This is a genomic window from Caballeronia sp. KNU42, assembly GCF_053760385.1.
This window is the reverse complement of sequence record NZ_CM132390.1, coordinates 155179-177040: the sequence shown is the minus strand read 5'-3', so window position 1 is coordinate 177040 and position 21862 is coordinate 155179. Positions and strand designations below refer to the sequence as shown.

The 21862-nt window shown below is 59.9% G+C and carries 20 protein-coding genes; 17 read left to right on the top strand and 3 right to left on the bottom strand.

All coding sequences use genetic code 11. The features are described 5' to 3' along the window. The first annotated feature begins 11 nt into the window (after positions 1–11). Positions 12–1457, top strand: a complete 1446-nt coding sequence (locus tag ACSOSP_RS32235; protein WP_455314721.1) for an MFS transporter — start codon at positions 12–14, stop codon at positions 1455–1457. 33 nt (positions 1458–1490) lie between these two features. On the opposite strand, the gene ACSOSP_RS32230 is transcribed toward ACSOSP_RS32235, so the two are convergent. Beyond that, positions 1491–2264, bottom strand: a complete 774-nt coding sequence (locus tag ACSOSP_RS32230; RefSeq protein WP_455314720.1) for an IclR family transcriptional regulator domain-containing protein — start codon at positions 2262–2264, stop codon at positions 1491–1493. A 137-nt stretch (positions 2265–2401) separates the two neighbouring features. Between ACSOSP_RS32230 and ACSOSP_RS32225 the strand changes: the two genes are divergently transcribed. The 16 genes from ACSOSP_RS32225 (at position 2402) to ACSOSP_RS32150 (ending at position 20039) form a co-directional block, all read left to right on the top strand. Then, positions 2402–3322 (top strand): shikimate dehydrogenase family protein, encoded by a 921-nt coding sequence (locus ACSOSP_RS32225; protein ID WP_455314719.1) that lies wholly within the window; start codon positions 2402–2404, stop codon positions 3320–3322. Between the two features lie 193 nt (positions 3323–3515). Further along, on the top strand, positions 3516–4823 hold the full coding sequence (gene shiA, locus ACSOSP_RS32220; RefSeq protein ID WP_455314718.1) for a shikimate transporter: 1308 nt from the start codon (positions 3516–3518) through the stop codon (positions 4821–4823). A 61-nt stretch (positions 4824–4884) separates the two neighbouring features. Beyond that, positions 4885–5715, top strand: coding sequence for a 3-keto-5-aminohexanoate cleavage protein (locus ACSOSP_RS32215; protein ID WP_455314717.1), 831 nt, complete (start codon positions 4885–4887; stop codon positions 5713–5715). A 110-nt stretch (positions 5716–5825) separates the two neighbouring features. After that, positions 5826–7718, top strand: coding sequence for a bifunctional sugar phosphate isomerase/epimerase/4-hydroxyphenylpyruvate dioxygenase family protein (locus ACSOSP_RS32210; RefSeq protein ID WP_455314716.1), 1893 nt, complete (start codon positions 5826–5828; stop codon positions 7716–7718). A 162-nt stretch (positions 7719–7880) separates the two neighbouring features. After that, positions 7881–8999, top strand: a complete 1119-nt coding sequence (locus tag ACSOSP_RS32205; RefSeq protein WP_455314715.1) for a 4-hydroxyphenylpyruvate dioxygenase family protein — start codon at positions 7881–7883, stop codon at positions 8997–8999. Between the two features lie 31 nt (positions 9000–9030). Beyond that, entirely contained in the window at positions 9031–9246 is a 216-nt protein-coding gene (locus ACSOSP_RS32200; protein WP_455314714.1) for a hypothetical protein, read from the top strand. A 337-nt stretch (positions 9247–9583) separates the two neighbouring features. Next, on the top strand, positions 9584–10795 hold the full coding sequence (locus ACSOSP_RS32195) for a porin (protein WP_455314713.1): 1212 nt from the start codon (positions 9584–9586) through the stop codon (positions 10793–10795). Between the two features lie 168 nt (positions 10796–10963). Then, complete coding sequence (locus ACSOSP_RS32190; protein ID WP_455314712.1) at positions 10964–12286, top strand: MFS transporter; 1323 nt, start codon at positions 10964–10966, stop codon at positions 12284–12286. A 27-nt stretch (positions 12287–12313) separates the two neighbouring features. Continuing rightward, complete coding sequence (locus ACSOSP_RS32185) at positions 12314–13147, top strand: shikimate dehydrogenase family protein (protein ID WP_455314711.1); 834 nt, start codon at positions 12314–12316, stop codon at positions 13145–13147. A 12-nt stretch (positions 13148–13159) separates the two neighbouring features. Continuing rightward, complete coding sequence (gene aroQ / locus ACSOSP_RS32180) at positions 13160–13615, top strand: type II 3-dehydroquinate dehydratase (RefSeq protein ID WP_455314710.1); 456 nt, start codon at positions 13160–13162, stop codon at positions 13613–13615. Between the two features lie 465 nt (positions 13616–14080). Next, positions 14081–15430, top strand: coding sequence for an MFS transporter (locus ACSOSP_RS32175; protein ID WP_455314709.1), 1350 nt, complete (start codon positions 14081–14083; stop codon positions 15428–15430). A 696-nt stretch (positions 15431–16126) separates the two neighbouring features. Beyond that, entirely contained in the window at positions 16127–16960 is an 834-nt protein-coding gene (locus ACSOSP_RS32170; protein ID WP_031365050.1) for an ABC transporter substrate-binding protein, read from the top strand. A gap of 46 nt (positions 16961–17006) precedes the next feature. Continuing rightward, positions 17007–17732, top strand: coding sequence for an amino acid ABC transporter permease (locus ACSOSP_RS32165; RefSeq protein WP_455314708.1), 726 nt, complete (start codon positions 17007–17009; stop codon positions 17730–17732). Positions 17733–17734: 2 nt separating this feature from the next. Then, complete coding sequence (locus ACSOSP_RS32160; RefSeq protein WP_165103612.1) at positions 17735–18385, top strand: amino acid ABC transporter permease; 651 nt, start codon at positions 17735–17737, stop codon at positions 18383–18385. Beyond that, positions 18382–19134 (top strand): amino acid ABC transporter ATP-binding protein, encoded by a 753-nt coding sequence (locus tag ACSOSP_RS32155; RefSeq protein ID WP_455314707.1) that lies wholly within the window; start codon positions 18382–18384, stop codon positions 19132–19134. Before ACSOSP_RS32160 ends, ACSOSP_RS32155 begins: the two co-directional genes overlap by 4 nt. Before the next feature lie 125 nt (positions 19135–19259). Further along, on the top strand, positions 19260–20039 hold the full coding sequence (locus ACSOSP_RS32150; RefSeq protein ID WP_455314706.1) for an IclR family transcriptional regulator: 780 nt from the start codon (positions 19260–19262) through the stop codon (positions 20037–20039). Between the two features lie 8 nt (positions 20040–20047). Here the strand turns inward: ACSOSP_RS32150 and ACSOSP_RS32145 are convergent, their stop codons facing one another. Both ACSOSP_RS32145 and ACSOSP_RS32140 read right to left on the bottom strand, forming a co-directional pair. Further along, positions 20048–21019, bottom strand: a complete 972-nt coding sequence (locus ACSOSP_RS32145; RefSeq protein ID WP_455314705.1) for a threonine/serine dehydratase — start codon at positions 21017–21019, stop codon at positions 20048–20050. Then, a complete protein-coding gene (locus ACSOSP_RS32140) occupies positions 21016–21732 on the bottom strand; it encodes a helix-turn-helix transcriptional regulator (protein ID WP_455314704.1) in 717 nt (238 codons plus the stop codon). The genes ACSOSP_RS32145 and ACSOSP_RS32140 overlap by 4 nt, the downstream gene beginning before the upstream one ends. Positions 21733–21862: the final 130 nt, after the last annotated feature.

Below are 21862 nucleotides of genomic sequence, written 5' to 3'. Positions count from 1 at the left end.
ACTATATAGTCATGAAATCAGATAAATTTCTGCAGGATCCATCAGTCGGCATGCATTCGGTGTCGACCCGGTCGGGCGCTCTTGCTTTGCTCGTGCTCCTCACAGGCGCGTTCCTGTCACCGCTCGACTACTTCATCGTCAATCTCGCGTTGCCGGCCATTCGCTCAGGGCTGCACGCAAGTTCGGCGGAACTGCAATTGATCGTATCCGTGTATACGGCGGCGTTCGCTGTCTTCCTGGTGACGGGCGGGCGGCTGGGCGACATGTTCGGACGCAAGCGGATATTCATGCTCGGCATGGCGGGTTTTGTGGTGTCGTCGGCGTTGTGCGCGGGGGCGCCGAATGCCACAGTGTTGGTGATCGGGAGAATGCTTCAGGGCGCGTCGGCTTCGGTGATGGTGCCGCAGATCCTTGCCACCATCAGGACCGTATTCCCAAAGGAACAGCAAACGAAAGTCATGAGCTTGTACGGATTCATCTTCGGCTTCGCTTCAGTCGTGGGGCAGATAGGCGGCGGGGCGTTGATCACGCTCCGCCCGTTCGGGCTTGGCTGGCAATCGATCTTCCTGATCAACCTGCCTGTCGGATTGCTGGCTTTAATCGGCGCGTGGCGCTTCGTGCCGGAAAATCGTCCAGCCCGAAGCGCAGGTATCGATGCAGCGGGCCTCGTGCTTTTGTCGGTGTTCATGGCCCTCGTGATCTACCCGCTAACGCAAGGCCGGGAGGCCGGATGGCCTGCGTGGACGTTCATTTCACTTTCTGCAAGCGTGCCGGTTTTCGCCGTATTCCTGTTGCTGGAATACCGGCTGAAACTGAAGGGCGGGGATCCGCTTGTTGATCTTGAACTATTCAGGAATCCTGTTTTCTCAATCGGATTGGTGCTGGCTTTTTGCTTCTATTGCGACAGCGTTTTTTTCCTGACTTACGGTATCTATCTGCAGAACGGTTTGCGTTTTTCGTCGCTTGCCGCTGGCATTGCGATTTTTCCTTTCGGCGCAGGCTCCATCCTTGGACCCTTAATGTCGCCGCTATTGGTGCGACGAGTCGGCAACCGTATTCTCGTCATTGGCTTTGCGTTGCTCGCTATCGGATTTGCAATGACCGGCGGCGCGCTGTTTCAACGTGTTGACCCAGGGCCGCTGTTTTATACCGGTTTGCTGCTTGCCGGAATGGGGCACGGCATCGTGCTGCCGTCGGTGGTTCGGATCGTGATCGGGGAGGTCGGACCGGCGCAAGCCGGGCTTGCATCGAGTGTGGTCACGTCCATGTTGCAGATCGGGTCGGCGTTCGGCGCGACCGCTATCAGCGGGGCCTTCTTTTCGGTGCTGTCGACGGGAACATTGGCCGCGGATTATGCGCACGCATATCAGGTGAGCATTGCGATTGTGTCGGTGCTGTTCGCCGGCTGCGTCGGGCTTTCATTGGTATTGGCGAGGACGCGAACGAAACCCGCTTGAAATGCTGAACCGAGACCGCAGAAAGCGATTGCTCTAAAGCACATTCAGCATGGCCAATGCGGTCTCCTGCAAGTGATGCACTACGCGGTTAATCGCGGCCTCAGTCGTCTCCCTGCCCATCGGCATGTTCGTGCTCAACGCGGCGACCACCTCACCGTGCCGGTCCTTCATGGGCACTGCAATACCGCGCACGCCCACCTGCAACTGCTGTTCGATGACCGCAAACCCATCGGCCCGGGCTTGCCGGATTTTCTCCGCAAGACGCACCGTGTTCGTCAGCGTATGAGGCGTAAATGGCGTCAGCACGGTCGTGTTCAGCCATTGATGCACGGCTTCCTCGTCGGGCTTGTAAGCAAGCAGCACGACTCCCGGCGAAGTGAGCGGCGCAGGCACCCGGGCGCCCAGCACGAACCCCGTGGTCATGACTCGCGAGGTCCCGTTGCGTGCAATGAAGACCAGCTCCCATTCATCGAGCACGCTGATATAAACCGACTCATTGAGCGTCGCACTCAGTTGCTGCAAGTAGGGTTGCACGAGTTTCGGCAATCGCGCGGAATCGAAATACGACCAGCCGACCCGCAGCACGCGCGGCGTCAGCCCGAACAATTTGCCGTCGCTTTCTACATAACCAAGACTCTCCAGCGTCAGCAAATATCGACGCGCAGCGGTCCGGGTCATGCCCGTGCGGGCGCCTGCTTGCGTGGGGGTCATGCGCGCGTGCTCGCTGTCGAATGCCTCGAGCACCGCCAAGCCTTTTTCGAGCCCCGCGATCCAGTCGCGCTTATCTAACGGCGGTCGCTTGGTCATAAGCATTAACCCTCATTCCGTGCGATCAGTGAAGATAGGTGAGCGATTATCGCGCACATTGCGCAAACAGTGCTTAGTGTTCGCCAGGCAGATCCCTATCCTTCATTCCACTAGTTCAAGGAACGGAGAGGGACATCATGAGAATCACCGGCTCGACCCGGATTTTTTATTGCATTGCCGATCCGGTGGATCAGGTGCGTGCGCCGGAGGTCTTTAACGCTGTGTTTGCCCGGCATGAAGTCGACGCCGTGATGGTGCCCCTGCGCGTCACAGCGGGTCATCTTGCGGCTACGTTGCGTTGCCTCCTCGCGTCTCCATCAGTGGGTGGCGTATCGCTCTCCATCCCGCACAAGGCGGCAGCGGCGGCGACGGTGGACCACTGTTCCCGCGCTGCGCTGGCCGCCAATGCGGTGAATGCGGTCAGGCGCAATCCGGATGGCGAACTCGAAGGGGACCTGTTCGATGGCGTAGGTTTCACCCGCTCGATGGACCGTGCGGGCGTGGCTTACGCGGGCCGCCGGATCCTCATGCTGGGCGCAGGCGGCGCGGCTTCGGCGGTGGCGACTGCGCTCGCCGAAGCCGGCGTGGCCGAGCTCGCGCTCTTCGATCCCGACCACGGTAAAGCGCAGCATCTTGCCGCTGTGTTGAGGCGCGACTTCCATATCAAGGCTAGCGATGTGCCGACCAATGATCCTTACGATTATGACGTGGTCATCAACGCGTCCCCGCTTGGTTTGAAGGATAGCGACGCGCTTCCTGTCGATGTCGGGGCGATTCGAGCAGATGCGGTCGTTTGCGACATCCTGATGAAGAACCAGCCCACGCCGCTGTTGCGCGCGGCCCGCTCAAGGGGGCTGATTGCCGAACCCGGCTTCGACATGCTCATCCAGCAGACGCCGCTTTATCTTGAGTTTTTTGGTTATCCGGAGCTTGCCAAGTCCGTGCGTTCGGACGATGGCTATCTGCTGGACCTGATCACGCCGGATGCACTGCGTCGCCGTTCGGACGGCTCGGCAGATGCGCAAACCATCGCTCAAACGATCGACACTCCAGCTTAGTGCAAACCCCGAAAACGATCGTTAATCGCACATCGGCGTCCGATAATCGTTTTCATTTTCGCGGCAAGCATTGATTGGGCGTAGCCGCCGCCCTATGCTCCATTCACCGCAGCGCGCCATGCGCGCTTACTTGCCAAGCAACCTGCCGGACACGTCCTGCAGCTCAACATCAATACATATCAGAGACAAGGTTATGACTATCGCTATTCAGTCTTCGGACGTTGCAGCAGTCGACCGGGAGAAGAGCCGGGCACGCAAGGCGGCGCTTGGCAGTTTTGTCGGAGCAGTGGTCGACTGGTATGACTTCCTGCTCTACGGCATCATCGCCGCGATCGTTTTCAACACCGAATTTTTCCCGAAGGTCAGCCCTGCAATGGGCACACTGGCCGCGTTCGGAACCTTCGGCGTAGGCTTTTTGTTTCGCCCGCTGGGTGGCTTCGTGTTCGGTCACTACGGCGACCGCTTGGGCCGCAAGCGCATGCTTGTACTGACCGTGATGATGATGGGCCTCTCGACCGCGATGATCGGCTTGCTGCCCACGTTCGCGACCATCGGCTGGTGGGCGCCGGTCCTGCTCATAGCGTTGCGTGCGATCCAGGGCTTCGCGGTCGGCGGCGAATGGGGCGGTGCGGCGTTGATGGCGGTGGAGAGCGCGCCCGGCACAAAGAAAGCGTTCTATAGCAGCGGCGTGCAGGTCGGTTACGGCGTGGGTCTCGTGCTTGCAACGGGCATTGTCTCGATCCTCAGCCAGACCATGGACGACGCCACCTTCAAGACCTGGGGCTGGCGCATCCCGTTCGTGTTCAGCGTGGTGCTGGTCCTGATCGGACTGTGGGTGCGATCGAGCATGGAAGAGTCGCAGGAGTTCGTCAAGAAGGTGATCGAGAAGGGCAAGCAAAGCGCTCGCCTGCCGATCTTCGAAGCCTTGCGTCAGCATCCGAAGGCATTCTTGCTGATCATCGCGCTGCGCCTCGCTGAACTCTTCACGATGTACATCGTCACCGCCTTTGCTCTCAGCTATTCAACGACGAACCTCGGCATGCCGCGCCAGTTTTTCCTGAACGTCGGCTTGCTCGTCGGAGCGGTCAGCATCATCACCATTCCGTGTTTCGCGATGCTCGCCGACCGGTTTGGACGCCGCCGTATCTACATGATCGGCGCAGTGGTCGGCATGCTCAGCGCCATTCCATTCTTCCTCGCACTCGATGCACGCTCGACCGTCTGGATTGTGATCTTCTCGGTGATGCTGGCGAACATCGCGCATGACATGGTGGTCAGCGTCCAGCAACCCATGTTCACCGAACTCTTCGGCACTGAATATAGATACAGCGGCGCAGGCGTGGGTTATCAGGTGGCGAGTGTGGTCGGCGGTGGCTTCACGCCGTTCATTGCCGTGGCGCTGGTGAGCTTCGCGGGCGGTTCGTGGCATCCGGTTGCGGCTTACCTCGCTATTGGCTGCCTGATCTCCGTGCTGGTTGCAGGCGGCATGAAACGGACCTGAGAGCAGGGCTTTCAATCAGCACGCCGCACGGCAGCATCCCTCATTCAATGGAAGGTAAATCATGACTGATCCCTGCATCATCTCGGTTGCAATCACAGGCTCCGTGCCGCGCAAGAAAGACAATCCGGCCGTACCCATCTCGATCAGCGAGCAGGTGGAAAGCACACACGCTGCGTACGATGCGGGCGCATCGCTCGTGCATCTGCATGTGCGCGACGAGCAGGAGAATTCCAGCTCGGACCGCTCGCGATTCGAGGCGCTTCAGGATGGCATCCGGCAGCATTGCCCGGACATCATCATCCAGTTTTCCACCGGCGGACGCGGACGTTCTTTCGAGCAGCGCGGCGCGATGCTCGACCTGGCGCCGGACATGGCTTCGCTCGCCACGGGGTCGGTCAACTTCCCGACTACGGTCTACGAAAATCCGCCAGACTTCGTGCGCTCGCTCGCGAAGTCGATGCTCGATCACGGCGTCAAACCCGAGATAGAAATCTTCGACCTGGCCATGCTCTACAGCACCGTCGACCTGGTCAAGCAGGGGCTGCTGGCGTCTCCGGTTCATGTCCAGTTCGTGATGGGCGTGAAGAACGCGTTGCCGGCCAAGCGCGAAATTCTCGCGTTCGAGGTCGAGCGGCTGCGCGCCGAGTTACCCGATGCAACCTGGACCGCTGCAGGCATCGGCCGGCATCAGCTTGAGGTGAACCACTGGACGCTTGAGATGGGCGGTCATTGCCGGACCGGTCTTGAAGACAACATTCGCTGGGACAAGGACACGCTTGCGACCAGCAACGCGCAACTGGTGGCCCGCGTGGCCGCGCTGTGCGGTGAATATGGACGTCCGGTCGCCACCGCGGCGCAGGCCCGGGAACTGCTGCATCTGCCGGCGCTTTGATCTTTCGCCATCGACCGGCTTAGAGACCGGCTTAGAGACCGATATAGCGACAGGAATACGGCGGCGCCCCGCATACCGGCGGTGGCCCGCCTGTTGAAAGAGAACTTACGATGCTACGTTCAATTGCCACTGTCTCAATCAGCGGCACGCTGGTCGAGAAGCTCAAGGCTATCAGCCGCGCCGGGTTCGATGGCGTCGAGATCTTCGAAAATGACCTGCTGTACTTCGATGGCTCACCCGCCGACGTCAAGCATATCTGTGCCGACCTCGGGCTCCAGATCATGCTGTTCCAGCCCTTCCGGGACTTCGAGGGGGTATCGCCGGAGCGGCTGGTTCGCAACCTTGAACGCGCGCGGCGCAAGTTCGAACTGATGCACGAACTCGGCACCGATCGCGTGCTGGTCTGCAGCAATGCGTCGGCGGATTCAATTGGCGGTGATGCATTGCTCGTCGATCAGCTCGGTCAGTTTGCCGACCTCGCGCGTTCGGAAGGCGTGATGGCGGGTTATGAAGCGCTCGCCTGGGGGCGTCACGTCAACTCGTACAAACATGCATGGCGGCTGGTCGACACGCTCGATCATCCTAACCTTGGCTTGATTCTCGATAGCTTCCATACGCTTTCCATCGGCGATTCAGTCGATGAAATCGCCAGCATTCCGGCGGACCGGATCACGTTCGTGCAGATCGCGGATGCGCCGAAGATGGCAATGGATGTGCTTGAATGGAGCCGGCATTACCGTTGTTTCCCCGGGCAAGGCGATCTCGACGTGGCTGGCTTTGCGCGTCAGGTGCTGGCGTCTGGGTACGCGGGGCCGCTATCACTGGAAATATTCAACGATGGCTTTCGCGCAGCGCCCAATGCGGCGACGGCGGTCGACGGTTATCGCTCGCTGCTGTTCCTGGAGGAGCAATGCGCGGGCGCTTTAAAGGCCACGTCGCATGAGACGCTATTCGATCCGCCCGCAGCACCCGCGCACACTGGTTTTCAATTCCTCGAATTCGCCGTCGATCCGGCTGGTGGTTTAACGCTTGCCCAATGGCTCGAACGCCTGGGCTTTCGCGCGGCGGGACGGCATCGTTCAAAGGATGTCACGCTGTACGCCCAAGGCGACGCATGCATTCTTCTTAATGGCGAAACCGATTCCTTCGCTAGCGCGTTTCATCAGGCGCATGGCTTGTCGGTGTGCGCATCGGCGTATCGCGTCGAGAACGCCGCGCAAGCGTTCGAGCGTGCAGCCGCATTCGGCTATGCGCCTTTTTCGGGCAAGGTCGGCCCCAACGAGCGCGTGGTGCCGAGCGTGCAGGCGCCGGATAACAGCCTGCAATACTTCGTCGACGAGGCGCCAGGCGAGCCCACGCTCTACGAAACCGATTTCAACCTGACCGATACCGGCAAGCAGGACCGAGGCGATATCCTGCGCCGCATCGACCATGTGTGCCTGAACCTGCCGGCCGACACGCTGGATACGTGGGTGCTTTTTTTCAAGGCGACGTTTGGTTTCGATGCCGAGCCGTCAGTCCTCTTGCCGGACCCGTACGGCCTGGTGAGAAGCCGTGCGGTGCGCAGCCGGGACGGTTCCGTGAGGATCGTGCTCAACGCGTCGGCGGACCGGCATACGGCGGTGGTGGAGTCGCTATCGACCTACCGCGGTTCCGGGCTGAATCACGTTGCGTTCGCGACCGATGACATCTTCGCGGCCGTTGCGCAGCTGCGCGAGCGGGGCGTGCCGCTCCTGCACATTCCGCGCAACTACTACGACGATCTCGAGGCGCGCTACGATTTCGACCCGGCCCAGCTCGCGCAAATGCGCGACGGCGGCATCCTGTATGACCGCGACAACGCGGGCGGCGAGTTTTTCCAGGTCTATACGGAGCAATTCGCAGAGCGGTTTTTCCTGGAGGTCGTGCAACGCAAGGGCGCCTACGACGGTTATGGCGCGGTGAACGCGCCGGTTCGGCTCGCGGCGCACGCGCAGCGACGCCATCAGGAGGTCGCACAGTGAAGAACCGGCGCTCCGGGCTCATGAGACGGTACGAGACAGTTTGACGCGTTGATGCCAGAGACGATAATCTGTCTCGGCGTCAGAGCAGCCAAGCGGGCCGCGGCGAGCGGCGCATGGGTGTACAGACAGAGACAGACCGGACTTTCCCAGAGGTGACTTTCAATGACCATCGATGCTTCCCTGCCCGGCGCCGCCTCGGCGCAATCCCTGCAGGACAGCGACAATCCGCTGGGCGTCGCCGGGCTTGAATTCGTGGAATTCTCCAGTCCGGACCCGGCGCGGTTGCGGACGCTTTTCGAGCAGCTTGGCTTTACGCAAGTGGCTCGCCACGTCAGCAAAAACGTCACGCTGTTTCGCCAGGGCAGCATGAATTTCCTCATCAACGCCGACGATGATTCGTTTGCCGCGCGCTTCGCGGTCAATCACGGGGTGGGCATCTGCGCGATCGGGCTAAGGGTGTTCGATGCGCAGACTGCGCATGAGCGTGCCGTCGAATTCGGGGCGTGGGATTTCGAGGGCGAGCGCATTGGACCGAACGAATTGCTGATACCCGCGATCCAGGGTATCGGGGATTCGCATATTTACTTCGTGGACCATTGGGAAGGCCGGCAGGCGCCAGCCGAAAAGGCCCGGTCCATCTACGATATTGATTTTGCCTGGCTCGACCCGCAGGAAACACGCGCGGCGCTACATTCCAACGATGCGGGTTTAAGCAAGGTCGATCATTTCACGCAGACGGTTGGTGCGGGGCGGCTCGCGGACTGGCTCGAGTTTTATCTGCAGGTCCTTCATTTCAAGGAGATCCATGCGGTTCATCCGGACTGGAAGGTGGCGCAGGATCTGCCTGTCATCGTGTCGCCTTGCCAGACGTTGAGCATTCCCGTTTATGAGGAAGGGACTTACCGCACGAGCCTGATGCAGGACTATCTGCCGGATCATACGGGCGAGGGGGTCCAGCATATCGCGCTGGTCGCGAAGGATATCTTTGCGTCGGTCGATATCTTGCGGTCGCGGGGCATTCGTTTCGTGCAGCCGCCGGCGCGGTATTACGAGCAACTCGATGAACGTTTGCCCGGACATGGCCTGGACGTCGATGCGCTGCGTTCGAGGGGCATTCTGGTGGATGGGACGATTGCCAAAGATGGCAGTGCGCGGCTCTTCCTGCAAACCTTTATTCAACGCGATCGCGGCGATATGTTTTTTGAAATCGTGGAGAGGCGTGGCGACCACGGGTTTGGGGAAGGCAACTTGATTGCGCTTGGTAAAGCGCGGGAGGGTTAAGGATTGCACTCGCGCTCCTTAGAGCCGCGAGTTGAAACCGGTTCTGATGCGACCTGAATTTCCCCTCGACTTCCGGCTCCTCCCGCAACCCCACGCCATCGGCGCGCAGCGCCGCGGTGATTTCCTGTTCAAGTCCATGCACCGGCGCGGCCGGGCAAAAAAATCATCCGTTCTTTTCCAGACGATGAAGGGTGACCCGCTCCTTCCCGCACGGCGGACGACCCTTGTGAACCGCGACCGGGAATGATTCAAGCTGATGTCGCGTCACCGCAATGTCACATGCACGGTCTCAGTGCTAACCCCAATAATGCGCGATTATCGAACACCTGCGTTCGATAATCGATTTCTTTTTGGCGCAAAACATTGCCCACGATCGCACATCACTTTATCGTGAGGACGTGCTGATTCAACACCTCAAGCGCGGCACACATGCAGTCAGTAGCGAGCCTTATTTTTTGCTGAACCCATTCCTTTAGTACCAGAACTTTCCAACCGTCCTTGCCAGGCATCGGTATAGGTTAGGAAAGCTTAGTAAAAATGCCTGCAGCATTGATCCCAACCGAGCATCAAGGAGGAGACGTTAGATGAAGCAATCCAGACAAGCGGGAGCCGCGGTCGCCATCACGGTCGCAATGGCTACTTCCGCACATGCGCAAACCAGCGTGACGCTGTACGGTATTGTCGATAACTCCATGACTTACCAAAGCAGCCAGACGACCCTGGGCAAGACCTCGGGCGGTAGTTCGAACATCAAGATGTCCTCGGGCGTATGGGCGGGCAGCCGCTTCGGCCTGAAAGGCGCCGAGGATCTCGGCGGCGGCACCAAGGCGATCTTCCAACTCGAGTCGGGTTTCAACAGTGCGTCCGGCGCACAGCAGTACACCAACGCGGAATTCGGCCGGCTGGCATTCGTGGGCGCGACGAATCCCACCTACGGAACGTTGACGGCCGGACGCCAGTACACGTCGTACTACACGCTGCTCTCGCCGTATAGCCCGACCAACTGGCTGACCGGTTTCTATGGCGCTCACCCGGGCGACCTCGATCAGATGGACACCATCTATCGTGCGAACAACTCGCTGGTCTATACGTCGCCCAAGCTCTACGGATTCACGTTCAGCGGTTCGTATTCGTTCGCGGGCGTGCCGGGCAGCGTGAACCAGGGTTCGACATGGAGCGGCGCGGTCCAGTACACCAACGGGCCGTTCGGGATCGCGGCGGGCATCACGCGCCTGAATAACTCGACCCCGGGCGGCGGCGCGTTCGGCACGGACTCAACCACGAATTCGAACGGCCAATCAGGCGTGTCGGCGGTGACCAACGGATACCAGACGGCGCAGGCGCAGCAACGGATCGCTGTCGGCACGGGTTATACGTTCAACAGTGCGTGGGATATATCGGCGACGTACTCGAATGTGCAATACATTCCCGGTATTCACTCGCTGTTCCGCGATACCGCAATCTTCAACACGGGCGGCGCCGTGCTTCACTGGCACGCATCGCCTTCGCTCGATTTCGGCACCGGCTACAGTTATACGCGTGCGACGAGAGCGAATGGCATAGACAGCGTCGCTCAATATCACCAGTTCAATTTGTCACAGTATTACGCGTTGTCAAAACGGACCGGCCTGTATGCACTGCAAGCGTATCAGCGCGCGAAGGGCAAGACGCTGGGGACGCCGGGCGAGTCCAGCATCATCAATGCAACGGCTACGCTCGGCGATGGATTCCAGACGTCGCCTTCTTCGTCGCAAAGCCAGTTCGCGGCAGGCGTGGGTATCATCCACCGCTTCTGATTCGGGCGCTTGCCACGCGCATCGGGGCCCGGGTGTTTACCCGGGCCAGCCCCGGCGGAATTCAATGCTGTGCTAGGTTTATTCGCCAGGATCGCCACTCCAATAACACTGCTCGCGAAACACGTTCGCAGGGTGGGAATATCATTCCTTTGAGTCAGGAGACGCCTCATGCAAGACGTTCATAATTCTCCGGCGGTGCAAGCCGGCGCTGCGGTCCGCACGCGCTCGCGCACCCGCTTCGTGATCCTCGCGCTGCTCGCCGTGGGCACCATGATCAACTACCTGGACCGCACGGTGCTGGGTATTGCGGCGCCGACGATGACCAAGGAACTCGGTATCGACGCGGCCGTGATGGGGCTGGTCTTCTCGGCGTTCTCATGGACCTATGCGCTTGCCCAGATACCGGGCGGCGTCTTCCTCGACCGCTTCGGCAGCAAGGTCACGTATTTCCTCGCCTTGACGTTCTGGTCGCTCTTTACGTTGTTCCAAGGGTTCGCTGTCGGCCTCAAATCATTGCTGCTGTTTCGCTTTGGTCTGGGCGTCAGCGAGGCGCCCTGTTTTCCAGTGAACAGCCGCGTGGTTGCCACATGGTTCCCGCAACATGAGCGCGCCCGGGCGACCGGGATTTATACGGTCGGCGAATATCTCGGACTCGCATGTTTTGCGCCGGCGCTGTTCTGGATCATGGGCAACTTCGGCTGGCGCGCCTTGTTCATTGCGGTCGGCGTTCTCGGCATTACGTTTGCGATTGTGTGGTGGCTCTTTTATCGCGAGCCGCATGATTCAAAAACGGTGAATCAAGCCGAGCTCGACTACATTGCTGCCGGCGGCGGACTTGAGCCGGCCGGCGGCCAGCAGACGCTGGCGTTCTCGTGGAGCAACGTCGGCCAGTTGCTCAAGCGCCGCCAGATCGCGGGCGCATGCCTCGGCCAGTTCGCGGGCAACACCACGCTGGTCTTTTTCCTGACCTGGTTCCCGACCTACCTTGCCACCGAGCGCCACATGGGCTGGCTCAAGGTGGGTTTCTTCGCCGTCATGCCGTTCCTCGCGGCAGCGGTCGGCGTGATGTTCGGCGGCTGGGTGTCCGACCTTCTGCTCAAGCGAACCGGCTCGGCCAACATTGCCCGCAAGCTGCCGATCATCGTTGGTTTGCTGGGGGCATCCACCATCATCTCGGCGAACTTCGTCAGCAGCGACGCGCTGGTCATCACCATCCTCTCGATCGCGTTCTTTGGGCAAGGCATGGTCGGGCTCGGCTGGACGCTGATCTCGGACGTCGCGCCGAAGAACCTGATGGGCCTGACCGGCGGCATCTTCAACTTTTGCGCGAACCTGGCGGGCATCGTGACACCGCTGGTGATCGGCGTGATCGTGGCGAAGACCGGCTCGTTCTTCTACGCACTGGCTTACGTCGGGGCGGCCGCGCTGGTGGGCGCGCTCTCGTATGTGTTTATTGTCGGCGATGTACGCCGCGTGGAATTGACGGACTGAGCGACAAACTTCTTGAGGCATGCAGCCATGATTAGCGGAAAAACCACCCTGATTGCCCACCTCGGTTATCCGACGGAGGGATTCAAGGCGCCCATGATCTACAACCCCTGGTTCGAGCAGAACGGCATTGACGCAGTGGTGATGCCGATGGGCGTGAAGACCGAGGACTATGCGAGCGTGCTTCAATCGCTGTTCCGGTTGACCAACATTCGCGGCGCGCTGGTGACCATGCCGCATAAGGTCACGACTACGAGTCTCGTCGATGAAATGACGCCGACAGCTCGCATTGCCGGCGCGTGCAACGCCATTCTTCGGCGCCCCGATGGCACGCTGCTCGGCGATCAGTTCGACGGCGAGGGGTTCACGCGCGGCGTCGAACGCAAGGGCCGGTCACTGAAGGGGTCGCGTGCGTTCGTACTCGGCAGCGGCGGTGTGGGCTCGGCTATTGCGGCATCGCTGGCGGCGGCGGGCGTGGCGGACCTCGCCCTGTTCGATACCAACACCGCAGCAGTTGAAGCGCTCGCTGAGCGCTTGCGCAAGCACTATTCGCAGCTTGTGGTCACGACAGGGTCCAGGGACCCCGCAGGTTATGACGTGGTGGTGAATGCAACGCCGCTCGGCATGAACGAGGGCGACCCGCTGCCGTTCGACATCGACCGCATCTCGCCCAGCACGTTCGTTGGCGAAGTCGTCATGATGTCCGAATACACACCGTTGCTGCGCGCGGCCAAGGAGAAGGGCTGCACGGTGCAGGTCGGCACCGACATGCTCTTCGAAATGATTCCGGCCTACCTGGAATTCTTTGGTTTCGGCACGGCTACGCCCGAACAACTGCGCGCGGTTTCGCAGATCAAATATTGATGAGGTGATGTCATGAAGAAGGTGCTCGTTCTCAACGGACCCAACCTGAACCTGCTCGGTCAGCGCGAACCCACGCAGTATGGGTCCGACACCCTCGCCACGGTCGAGACGCTTTGCAAGGAAGCCGGCGAGCGGCTCGGAGTCGAGGTGGAGTGCCGGCAGTCGAATCACGAAGGTGTGCTGATCGACTGGATCCACGAGGCGGGCCGCGAGATCGCGGCGGGCAACATGCTCGGCGTCGTGATGAACCCGGGTGCTTTCACGCACACGTCGATCGCGTTGCACGACGCCATCAAGGGCGCGAGCGTTACGCTAATCGAGCTGCATATCTCTAACGTCCACGCGCGGGAATCGTTTCGTCACCACTCGTATATTTCGCCGGCGGCGCGTGGGATCATCGTCGGTCTGGGTGTCAAGGGTTATGCCCTTGCCATCGATGCGTTGGTGCAGGTGTCGGAAGTCAGGTAGACAGAGCAGGCTAGGTCGTCGCCGAGCCTCAATTCACTTATTCGTTTCGCGCGTCCCGCGCTTCTGACCGATCAATCTGGGCCCTTCCGGTTTGCACCGCGCAAACGAAGGGTCTTTCGTCTGACATTTCACTTTGACAATGCATCCTGCTGCACGGCTGATGATCCCATCCGGCACGTGCGCCCTGGCTCGCCCGGATTTTTCAATTGACAATTGAAGGTCGAATAAGGGTTAACGTAAATTCACTATTGGGAAACGGATTGTACAATTCGTAATTCCTGAAGCGCGGTGCGATGGTGCATCTGGCGTCGTCGGCCGCATGGCGCGGGTTTGCTGCCAAGCGTGAAATCACAGGTCAATGCGGCGTTGATCTTCTCCTTTAGAACCGAATCAGGCGGCATCGATACACCGCGCGAAGCGATTTGTTCGCCTGCTCCGGTGTGAGCGCACAAGCGAGGACCATTCATGAATTCCGACGTGATCGAAGTAGAGCGGGTGCTCGACGAAACACACCGGCCGATGTTCCACTTCGTGTTGCTTTTGCTGTGTGGCTTATGCCTCGTGATCGACGGTTTCGACGCCCAGGCGATGGGCTACGTGGCCCCGAGCGTTATCGGCGAATGGCATGTTTCGAAGGCGTCACTCGGTCCCGTGTTCAGCGCAAGTCTGTTAGGCATGCTGATTGGTGCGCTGGGTCTCTCGGTACTCGCCGACAAGATCGGGCGGCGGCCGGTATTGATCCTGTCGATGCTTTGCTTCGGCTTGCTGATGCTGGCAACCCCCTTCGTCACCACGATCCCCGAGTTGATTGCGGTGCGCTTTGTCACGGGTATCGGCCTGGGTTGCATCATGCCGAACGCCATGGCGCTCGTCGGTGAGTTTAGTCCGCAAGCGCATCGCGTGAAGCGGATGATGCTTGTTTCATGCGGATTTACGCTCGGGGCCGCGCTGGGCGGCTTTGTCAGCGCATGGCTGATCCCGAACTACGGCTGGCGCTCGGTGTTCTATCTGGGCGGCGTGGTGCCGCTTCTGCTTGTGGTCGCCATGACGATGACCTTGCCCGAGTCCCTGCAATTCCTGGTGCTGAAGGGTCACAAGGAACGTGCACGGGCATGGCTCGCTCGCTTCGATCCCACATTGCGGATTGGCGCAACGGCGGTCATCGTGGTCCGGGAAAAGAACACCGGTGGCGCGCCTGTTGCCGAGTTGTTCCGCGGGGGCCGTACTGCGGTGACGCTGATTTTGTGGTCGATCAGCTTCATGAACCTGATCGACCTGTACTTCCTGTCGAACTGGCTGCCGACCGTCATGCGCGATGCCGGCTATTCACCGGGAACCGCGGTGATTGTCGGTACGGCACTGCAGACGGGCGGCGTGCTCGGCACCTTGCTGCTTGGCTGGTTCATCGAGCGCTTTGGCTTTGTCCGGGTGCTGTTCGTATGCTTCTTCTTCGCGGCCATCTTCGTTGGCATGATCGGTACCGTGGCGCATGCATTGCCGTGGTTACTGATCGTCGTATTCGCGGGCGGCTTCTGCGTGGTCGGAGGCCAGCCGGCGGTCAATGCACTTGCCGGGCATTATTACCCGACGTCGGTGCGCTCGACGGGAATCGGCTGGAGCCTGGGCATCGGGCGTATTGGCTCGGTGATCGGGCCGCTGGTCGGCGGTCAATTGATCGCGCTGAACTGGTCCAATGCGTCGCTGTTTCATGCGGCGTCCGTGCCGGTATTGTGTTCCGCCTTGTTCGTGTTGCTGCTCGCGCTGAAGACCCGGAATATTGATTCGGCAACTTCCGGCGCGGCACGGACAGCTTGATAGACGGCTAGCCGTGCAGCTTTGGATGAGCCTGTCAAAGACTCAAGTCTCACGGCCGGCGCTTCGTTTGCCGCTCACGCGGCTTGCGAAGAAGTCCGCTTTGAGGCGCCACGTCTGCCTCTGAACCTGCGATCCAGGCGACGCTCCAAAAACCTCGAAGTACTTATCATATTGTCCAGAATAGAGTCGTCTGGTACTGGCGCTCGCCGGGATGAAACCGTTCTTCTTGTAGTTGTCGCCGTTCACACGCGTGGTCGTTGAGGCGCCGAGTTCTTCAACTGCGGCGAACCGAAACGACGCGCATCGCCCAGGCTGCGCAGGCCTCGTCACTCGAATTCCGTACGAACAATAACCCCCAGATATTCGCAACGGTTGTGGCGTTAAGCGAAATGCGATGCTGTATTTAGATGCTTAAAACCGTCGTTACGAATCAGCGGCATTCCCCATTGCCACGTGTTTTTTTCTGTGAAAGACTTCAGTCATCTGCTGTGCCGGACATGTTTCCGATATATCAGACAATCAATTTAATTCGCTTTATTCGGCCTGGCCGCGTTTTCACGCGAGGCAGGGCTGTGCGCAACATCGTTTTATGCAGGCCCATGCGCCGGCATGGTTAGGGCGTTGAATCCAGGATCCTCTCTGGCCGCCGCCGTTTGTCCCTGAACTGACATTTTCACTTTCAAGGCTGAGACCCAAATGAGACTTGTCAAAGAAAGCGCTCGTATCGCCTGTTTATTCGCGGTGGCCGGTCTGTTGACGCTGGCCGGTTGCACCAAGGTTGCCACGCCGGCTCAGGATGGCTCGGCTGAGTCCACGCTCAAGGCGGTCTTGCAGCGCGGCACGCTGCGCGTGGGCGACTGCCTGAGCTTCGCGCCCTTCGGTTTTTATAACAAGGATGGGGCGGCTGACGGTTACGACGTCGACCTGGCGAAAGAGCTGGCGAAGCAAATGGGCGTAAAGCTCGAAGTGGTGAATACAACGAGCGCCAACCGTATTCCGAACCTGCAGACCAGCAAGGTCGACGTGGTGTTCTGCAATTTCACGCGCAATCTGGAGCGGGCCAAGGAAATCAGCTTTACCAATCCCTACGTTGTGGCCAGCGAGGCGCTGCTGGTGAAGAAGAGCAGCGGCATCAAGTCGATCAAGGACATGTCCAACCGCACGATTGCCACCGTCAAGGGATCGACGAACGGCGACGAAGTACGCGCGCTGAACATGCAGGTGAAGATCCAGGAATTCGACAGTTCGCAGGCGGCCATTCTGGCAGTCAAGCAGGGCCAGGCCGACGCGATGATCGAAGACAACAACTTCCTCGCGTATCAGGCTTCGCTCGACCCTGAGCTGACCGTGACCGACGAAGCGCTGGTTCCGCTTGAATACAACGCGTTCGGCGTGAAGGCGGGCGATCAGGTCTGGCTCGATTACCTGAACCTGTTCCTGTTCCAGGTCAACGCGTCGAAGCAGAATGCCCAGCTCTACAAGAAGTGGTTCGGCGCCGATCCGCGTTTCCCGCTGAATCCGCAGTATTGAAGCGCTCACGCAGCATGCAACGCGCACAGCTTGCGATGGAGGAGCAATGAGCTATCAATGGGTGACCCTGTCGGGCTATCTGAACGATTTTGTCCGGGCGGCGTGGCTGACGCTTCAGGTCACGTTGCTGGCCTTCGTCGTCGCGATGCTGCTCGGTCTGCTGGCCGCGCTCGCCAGCACGTCGCGCGTCGCGGTGCTGCGCGCGATATCGAGTTGTTATATCGAGGTGATCCGCAACACGCCGGTGCTGCTGCAGATCTTCATTGTTTTCTTCGGCTTGCCGTCGATGGGCATTACGCTCGATGCTTATACGGCTGGTGTGATTGCGCTCGGCGTCAACGTTGGTGCGTACCTTGCTGAAGTGTTCCGGGCGGGGATTCAGTCGGTGCCGCGCGGTCAGTTGGAAGCGGCATCCATTCTCGGGCTGGAGCGTTCGCAGATCTTCATCGAGGTGATCATGCCGCAGGCCGCGCGCGCCGTCTATCCCGCGATCGTGAACAACCTGATCCAGCTTCTGCTCGGGACATCGCTGCTGTCGGCTATCGCATTGCCGGAGCTGACGGGCATGGCGACGGTGATCAACTCGCGCACGTTGCTGTATATCCAGACGTTCACGATCACGCTGATCGCATATCTGGTGCTGAGCAACTTCCTGTCGTGGGTTGCCGGGATGCTTGGGGCGCGGCTGTTTCATCCGCCGCTCGTGTTGGCAAAACGCGCGCGCCGGCCATTGTTCATCAGGCGTCGCGTAAGCCCTGGAACAGGAGAGTGACCATGACAAGCGACCTGTTGACGTCCAGCCTTCCCATCCTGCTTCAAGGCCTGCTGACAACGCTCATTCTTTCTGTAGCGGCCATCGTGGGCGGCACGCTTGTGGGGCTGCTGGCCGCCGTCCTACGTACTTTCGGACCCTGGGGTACGCCGCGGCTTGCCCGGCTTTATACCGAGCTGTTTCGTGGCACGCCGGTTCTGATCACGCTGATGTTCATCTATTTCGGCGTGTCGTACTTTGGTTACGCCATCGACGTATTCGCCGCCGGCGTAATAGGACTTAGCGTTTATCAGGGCGCCTATATTGCCGAGGTTTTCCGCTCCGGCATTGAATCGGTCCAGAAGGGGCAGTGGGAAGTCTCGCAGATCCTCGGACTGAGCAAGACGCAGGCGTTCTTCTCGGTGATCCTGCCGCAGACCGGAAAGATCGTGCTGCCGCCGCTGATCGGCCAGTATTTATCGCTCATCAAGGACACGTCGATTGTCAGCATGATCGGCATGTCGGAGTTGATGCATCAGGGCCAGGCGATTGTCGACCGGATCGGCAAGCCGGTGGAAATCTATGGCCTGGTTGCCGTGCTGTATTTCATTGTGTGCTTTCCCCTGTCGCGGTGGGTGCGCCGCCATGATCGAAGAAGGAGCCTGTTGTCATGAACACCGCCAGTTCGTCTAAACCCATCATCAACTTAAGCGGCGTCACCAAGTCGTTCGGCTCGACCCAGGTGCTCAAGCAGATCACGCTGGACGTGCACCAGGGCGAAGTGCTCGTGCTGATAGGCGCGTCGGGTTCCGGCAAGAGCACCGTGCTGCGAATCATGAGCGGCCTTGAAACCGCCGACGCCGGCGAGGTCTGGGTCAACGAAGTACCGCTCCACGACGCGCGCCGCGCACGCGAAATTCGTGGTCACGTGGGCATGGTGTTCCAGCAGTTCAATTTGTTCCCGCACAAGAATGCATTGGGCAATGTCTCGCTGGCCTTGATCAAGGCACGCAAGATGAACCCGGCGGACGCCCGCAAGCGCGCGATGGAGGCACTTGATCGCGTAGGTCTCGCCGACCGCGCCGATCATTACCCGAGCCAGTTGTCGGGCGGCCAGCAGCAACGGGTGGCTATTGCACGCGCGCTGGCCGTGGAGCCTGGCATCATGTTCTTCGACGAAGCCACTTCCGCGCTCGACCCGGAACTGGTCGGCGAGGTCACCGAGGTCATGCGCGGCCTTGCACGCGACGGCATGACCATGGTGGTCGTCACGCATGAAATGGGTTTCGCGCGCAAGACGGCGGACCGCGTGGTGTTCATGGACAAGGGCGTGATAGCAGAACAGGGCGCGCCTGAGCAGATCTTCGTGAACCCACAGAACGAGCGCACGCAGCAGTTCCTGCACCGGGTACTCGACCATTGAGCGTGGCCGGCGCACGCTCAGTATGCAAGTGCGGCATTCGAGTGCAATAAGCCAGCGTCCACGCGCTAAACTCGCGTCAGTCAAAAAACGAAAAAGCGAATCATATTGCCGACGGAGTTTGAGTCATGTCTGTACAGGAATCTTCAAGGGCGCGGGGAGTCGACCGGGTCGTCTCCATCCTCAAGCAACTGCATAGCGTGCGGCGTCCCATGACCATGCGCGAACTGATTGAAGCAACGGGTGCGCCGCGTTCGAGCATCTACGAACTGGTGACGATCCTGACCGAGGCCGGTTGGCTGGAAGCCGGTGCGGACGGCAGCGTGTTCTTCGGCCGGGAGATGCACTATTACGGGTCCGACTATGCGGTGCACAACGACCTGATCAGCCGGGCCCACCAGGCGATCCTCGGCCTGGTGCGCAGTCACGACGAGACCGCGCAGCTCTGCATGCTCGAGGGCAACAAGTACACCGTGGTGCTGTCGGAAAACAGTTCGCGTCCGTTCAACATCAGTTCGGATATAGGCGTGAAAGTCCCCATTCCGTGGACCGCCTCCGGCCGCTTGCTGCTCGGTCACTTGAGTGCGAGCGAGATTCGAGCATTGATTCCGGAAGAAGACTTCGTGCTCGACAACGGCAAGCGAATCGAAGTGCCGGAGTTCCTGGGCGACGTCGAGCGCGCCGCGCAACAAGGGTTTTTCTGCACGGAAGGCCTGTCCCACACGTTTCGATATTGCATGGCGGCGCCCGTGCGAGACAAGAACGGACAAGCGGTTGCGGCGCTGTGCTTCATGACGAGCCGCGACACCGACCCGAACAAGCGCGCGGCCATGCTCGAGGACCTCATCCGCTCGGCGAAAACTTTATCGCAGCCGTATTACGGTACGAGTTTCAGCGCGGCAGGTTGATCGCGGTGTCACTTAACGGCCTCGATGAATTTATCCAGCATGATGTTGCGTCCGCAAAGGATCACGGCTACCGCGCGGCCCTGATACCGGGAGCTGAGTTTCAGCATTGCCGCGAGTGCGACCCCGGCCGCGCCTTCCACCATCCAGCGGTCGGTTTGCGCAAGCAGTCTCATTGCTGCCATGATCTCTTTTTCCGTCACCAGCGCCGTGCCGGTAATGACTTTCCGGCCAATATCGAAGGTCACGGAGCCGGGTTCAACGCCACCTGCGGTGCCGTCTGAAATTGTTTCGCTTTCCTCAACGTCAATGATCTTTCCCGCTTTGAGCGAGCTATACAAAGCAGTCGAATTTTCAGGCCAGCAGCCGATCACGTCTGTTTGTGGAAGCAGCGTTTTAACCGCTGTGCCGATACCGGAAATCAGGCCACCGCCGCCGACAGAGGCGAACACCGCAGCCAGATCGGCGATCGTGCCGCTTGCCTGCTCATGCAACTCCATGCCGATCGTGCCCTGGCCGGCTATGACGTCCAGGTCGTTATAAGGCGACACGAACGCCATGCCCTTGAGCTTCGCTTGCCTCGCGGCTTCCAGTTCAACGGCCAGCGTTGTGTCGTTGAGCGTGACCACCTCGGCGCCCAGCGCACGAATGGCGTCAAGCTTGATTGCCGCTGCGGATGTGGATGCATAGACCGTGACGGGCACGCCCGCAAGCTTGCCCGCAAGCGCGACGCCCTGACCATGATTGCCGCTCGAGACCGTGAGCACGCCGTTGCGGCGGGCATCGGCATCCAGCAGACGCAGCTTGTTGGTCGCGCCGCGAAACTTGAACGAGCCGGTATGCTGCAGATGCTCGCACTTCAGGTACACGTCGCATCCGGTTTGCTTCGACAACATTGGACTGAACGCAAGCGGCGTCACGCCTACCTGCGGTCGAATAGCGCGATGCGCTTGCTCGATGCGCTGAAACAGATCATCCATCATTCGTTGCCCCTCAGTTCCTTCAGGTAATTGAACACCGTCGCGCGGCCGATCGACAGCACCTTCGCCACGTAGTTAGCCGCGCTCTTGCCCTTGAACGCACCTTCCTCATGCAACGCTTCTATGAGCGCGCGCTTGTGCTCGCGCGTCAGCATGGACAGCGCGAGCTTGCGTTCCTGCAGCCAGTGGTTAAGAAAGACATTCACGCGCTCCTGCCAGTCGTCCTGGAACAGCTTCTCGGGCTGCGGTTGCAGCGCCGTGCTTGAGAGGAGCAGGTCGAGCGCCTGTCTGGCCTGTTCCAGCGCTGCAATATGAAAATTGATGCACATGACACCGATCGCCCGGCCTTCGTCACCGCGCACGACGATGCTGACCGAACGAATCTTGCGGCCGTCCCAGCCCAGTTTTTCGTAGGGGCCGATCACGCTCTCGTCCGGATCGAACTCGATGTCGTCGAGCGATGATTCGTCGCCCAGTTCGCGTTTGGACTGGTTGTTCGCCACATGCACCACGGTTTGCGTGTTGAGATCGTGGATGACGACTTCCGTGTACGGCGGAAATAACAGGACGATGCCGTCGGCGATTGCACAGTAGCGAGCGAGCAACTCGGCTGACGGTTGCGGTTCGCTGCGTTTGATCCTGCGCTTGGACGGCGGGTTAGCTGTGAGCTCAGGGGCTCGTCCGGATGCGATTTTCAGATTGCGTGCTTTAGTCATTAGTCGATGTCGATGTCGATGTCGATGTCGATTCGTACGGCCAGTTCCTTCGCGTCGGGAATGTGGTGTCCTGAGCGTCTTGTTGTTTACCGAAATGTACTTATTAGTCTAAGATAGACTTTAAAATACA